General features: G+C 45.6%; 3 protein-coding genes. All 3 read right to left on the bottom strand.

Annotation, left to right across the window (positions count from 1 at the left end; all coding sequences use genetic code 11):
• Positions 1 to 212: 212 nt before the first annotated feature.
• Positions 213 to 1,553: a tetratricopeptide repeat protein gene (locus K8R76_05730; GenBank protein ID MCD4847671.1), complete on the bottom strand. Its 1,341-nt coding sequence runs from the start codon at positions 1,551 to 1,553 to the stop codon at positions 213 to 215.
• An 89-nt stretch (positions 1,554 to 1,642) separates the two neighbouring features.
• Positions 1,643 to 2,983: a tetratricopeptide repeat protein gene (locus tag K8R76_05725; GenBank protein MCD4847670.1), complete on the bottom strand. Its 1,341-nt coding sequence runs from the start codon at positions 2,981 to 2,983 to the stop codon at positions 1,643 to 1,645.
• A gap of 173 nt (positions 2,984 to 3,156) precedes the next feature.
• Positions 3,157 to 3,974, bottom strand: an 818-nt coding sequence (locus K8R76_05720; protein MCD4847669.1) for a hypothetical protein, incomplete at its 5' end; no start/stop codon positions are given.

Raw genomic sequence — 3,974 nt, 5'->3', positions numbered from 1 at the left:
AGCTCTGAACCGGGAGGCTCCCGCCTGAGCCATTCCAGTTCCTTCTCCAGCGCTATGATTTCCTTATTAGCTATGCCGCGTGCTCTCCATAGCTTCTTCATAAAGACCGTCCTCCTTCATAGCGTAAAGAAGTCGATTCCATCCAAACACTTCAGATGCTTAACAACAAGCACAAACAGGGGGACATGCACTCTTCGGTGCGTGTCCCCCTTTTACTCCCTGGCAAACTCTTTTCCGTATAGCTTAATCATGCACTCAGGGCATATCCCATGCGAGAATGTAGCATCTGAATGATCGGAGACATACAGCTCTATCTGCTGCCAGTAACCGTCATCATCCCTGACTTTCTTGCAGCTTGCGCAAATGGGAAGCATACCCTGAAGTTTCTTCACCTGCATCAGCGCATCACGAAGCTGATCGTTTATCGCAGAAAGCTCAACATTCTTGAGGCGGTATATCTCGGCTTCTTTTTCCTTTTTCTCGGTCTCGAACTGAACCTGCAGCCCCGCTATTTTCTCCATACTCTTTTCGTTCAGATGTTCTTCAATGCAGGTATTAAGTTCCCTGGAGTACTGAAGCGCTTTCTGTAAATCACCCTTTACCTCATACAGATTCGTAATATTCTCCAGACAGTGGATTTCGCAGTCCTTCAGCTTCAGTTTCCTTATTATTGAAAGACCTCTAATTATAAGCTCTTCCGCTTCGTCGAGACGCCCCAGGGCTGTGTAGGTACCACCGACATTACAGCTTGTGTAGGCAACCCCTCTTCTATTGCCGATCTCCTCAAACAGATCAAGACTCCTTAAGAAGAAACCCAATGCCGATTCGTTATCGCCTTGATCTTTATACAGGCTTCCCAGATTACCCAGAGTGGATGCAATACCTCTTTTGTCTCCCAGCTCTTCCCTGAGATCAAGAGCCTTTTGAAAATACTCCTGAGCCTTGTCCAGTTCTTTCTTTCTTCCGTATACAGAGCCGATATTATTGTAGATATATGCCAGCTTATTTCGATCTCCGGACTTTTCCAGGATCTTTCTCGCGTATTCATAGGCTGATTGCGCCAGGTCAAGGCGATGCAGACCGCTGTAGCATACGCCTATATTTAAGTAGCTAAGGGCAAGTTCATCATTACTTGCGCCGCATTCCTGTTTCAGCCTGAGCGATTCGTGGTAATACTCAAGAGCCTTGTCAATTATACCCTGAGACCAGTAGGTGCCTGCTATAATTCTCAGAACAGATGCTATGCCGTTCTTATCCTCAAGTCTCTTATAAAGCTCCATGGCTTTCCTGCAATTCGACATCGCTTCTGCAAAGTTTCCAGCCTCATGATTAATCGTTCCAAGTATGCTGCAGCTCTCAGCCTGATAGACAGGGAACCCCAGTTCTTCCGCAATATCACATGCCTCTACAGCAAACGCTTCCGCTTTGCCTGGATCTGAATGCATCTCGGCAAAAGCAAGCTTGTTCAAAACAGACACAAGCTCTGAACCGGCAGACTCCTGTCTGAGCCTTTCCAGTTCCTTCTCCAGCGCTATGATCTTCTCATTGGACATGCCGCTACTCCAGATTAAACCCCTTATGAAACGATCGTCTCAACAACAACAGGATCGACGTGACATGCACCACGTTGCGTGTCACCCTTTTACTCCCCTGCAAACTCTTTACCATACAGCTTTATCATGCACTCAGGGCATATCCCATGTGTGAATGTAGCATCTGAATGATCGGAAACATACAGCTCTATCTGTTTCCAGTAACCGTTATCATCTCTGATTTTCTTGCACGAAGCACAGATAGGAAGCATCCCCTGAAGCTTCTTCACATGAGCAAGTGCGTTACGAAGCTCATTGTTCATCGAAGAAAGCTCAACATTCTTCAGGCGGTATATCTCGGCTTCTTTTTCTTTCTTCTCGGTCTCGAACTGAACCTGAAGCCCTGCTATTTTTTCCATACTCTTTTCGTTCAGGTGTTCCTCAATGCAGGTATTAAGCTCCCTGGAGTACTGAAGCGCTTGCTGCAAATCACCCTTTGCCTCATACAGATTCGTAATGTTCTGAAGACAATGGATTTCCCAATCCTTCAGCTTGAGTTTCCTTGTTATCGAAAGGCCTCTGCTGATAATTGATTCGGCTTCATCAAAACGCCCCAGCCTTGTGTATACCCCACCGATACAGCCGCATGTGTAGGCAACTCCTCTTCTGTTGCCAAGCTCTTCATACAGTTCAAGGCTCCTGGTGAAGAAATCAAGAGCTGATTCGTTGTCGCCTTGATCTTTATGCAAACTTCCCAGATTGCTCAGAGTGCTTGCCATACCTTTTTTGTCACCCAGGTCCTCCCGAAACCCAAGGGCTTTCTTGAAGTACTTACGGGCCTTATCCAGTTCTTTCTTTTTTCCGTAGACAGAACCGATGTTGTTGTAGATGTATGACAGATTCTCGCGGTCACCGGACCTTTCCCATATCCTGCGAACGTATTCATAGGATGACTGCGCCAGGTCAAGACGATTCAGGCTGCAGTAGCATGCACCTACATTGAGATAGCAAATAGCAAGCTCATCTTCACTTGCGCCACTTCCCTGTTTCAGCCTGAGAGATTCGAGGAAGTGCTCAAGGGCTTTGTCAATCATACCCTGGGACCAGTACGTGGCGGCCAGTGTGCCATGAACAGATGCCATGCCGATTTCATCTTTGAGTTCCTCATATATGTTCATGGCTTTCCTGCAATAGGACATCGCCTCAGGGAAGTTCCCCGCCTCCTGATTGATTCTTCCAAGCGTAGTGTTGCTTTTAGCCTGCTCTGCAGGAAATCCCAGTTCCTCCGCAAGATTACATGCTTCCAAAGCGCACGCTTCCGATCTGCCGGGATCCGAATGAAGACAGGCATAAGCAAGTTTGTTCAACACAGACACAAACCCTGAACAGGGAGGTTTCAGTCTTAGGCTTTCCAGTTCCTTCTCCAGCGCTATGGTCTTCTCATTCGACATACCCATTACTCCAGACTGAACTCATTAGAAAGATTGTCTCAACAACAACAGGATCGAAGTGACATGCACCACGTTGCGTGTCACCAGATTCTGTTATTACTCCTTGGCATAATATCCGTTCGTGTTACAGGTGTCAATTAATCAGGGTAGGAAAAGGCGCGAACAGGTAGAAATCAGTTTTTCTCAAGAATCCATCTTGAAATGCCTGATGGAAGCGCAAACCAGAGTTGCTGTTTTGACTGAAGATGCTCCAGCAATTCATCATACATAGACAATCGCTGCTCATTCATATAGTCAGGATGAACAATGACATTAATGAGACCACCTATTTTGTAGATATCATCAATTTGCGCTTTCCAGATATCGATACCAGATTCGCATAATTCCTCGAAGAGAGTAAAATCTTGCCATAGAGTAACAGGAAGCTCTACACATGCATCACTTAACTTGAAAGGATAGTAACATCTACATCCACCAGGTTGTGGCTGAAAAGGATCCCATGCTGGTATGGAAGAGTCCCATGAGAATGGAAGTTCTCTCAGAAGATTCGTTTTATAGAGTAGAGAAGGGCTCCGGAAACCAGTGGCCCCCCATTTTTCTGCAGCATCTCTGATCGCTGGTAATCTTTTTTGAAAAACTGCTCTAGATGAAAAGAGCTTCCCGTCATGATACACTCCATGTACACCTATCTCATGACCGGATGTCTTTAGTTCCGAAATAAGTGTTGTATCAACGTCGTACCTGTCTGTTACGAAATTCCAGCAAGAAGTAATCCTCTTATCTCGCTCTATCTTTATCAATTTTCTTATGTTCTTCTGTCCTTTAGCTGTTTCGACATCATGGGTTATCATGACGGCAGCAGTGTATTTACCTGGCCATTCGAAATTCGATTTATCTTCAGATATGATCGATCTTATACGAGTGTTTCCAATTTCCTTGAATATTCGCTTTGCCCGAACTCTTCTAAGGTAAACTTGGAGACCTCTCGGAA

The organism is Candidatus Aegiribacteria sp. (assembly GCA_021108435.1).
Taxonomy (GTDB): Bacteria; Fermentibacterota; Fermentibacteria; order Fermentibacterales; family JCC-6; genus Aegiribacteria.
The sequence above is the reverse complement of the archived record's forward strand: the minus strand, read 5'-3'. Positions and strand labels throughout refer to the sequence as shown.

Bases quoted from the DNA above. Each gene is read 5' to 3' on its own strand.
- K8R76_05730 (MCD4847671.1), bottom strand. From the start codon at position 1,553: ATGTCCAATGAGAAGATCATAGCGCTGGAGAAGGAACTGGAAAGGCTC.
- K8R76_05725 (MCD4847670.1), bottom strand. From the start codon at position 2,983: ATGTCGAATGAGAAGACCATAGCGCTGGAGAAGGAACTGGAAAGCCTA.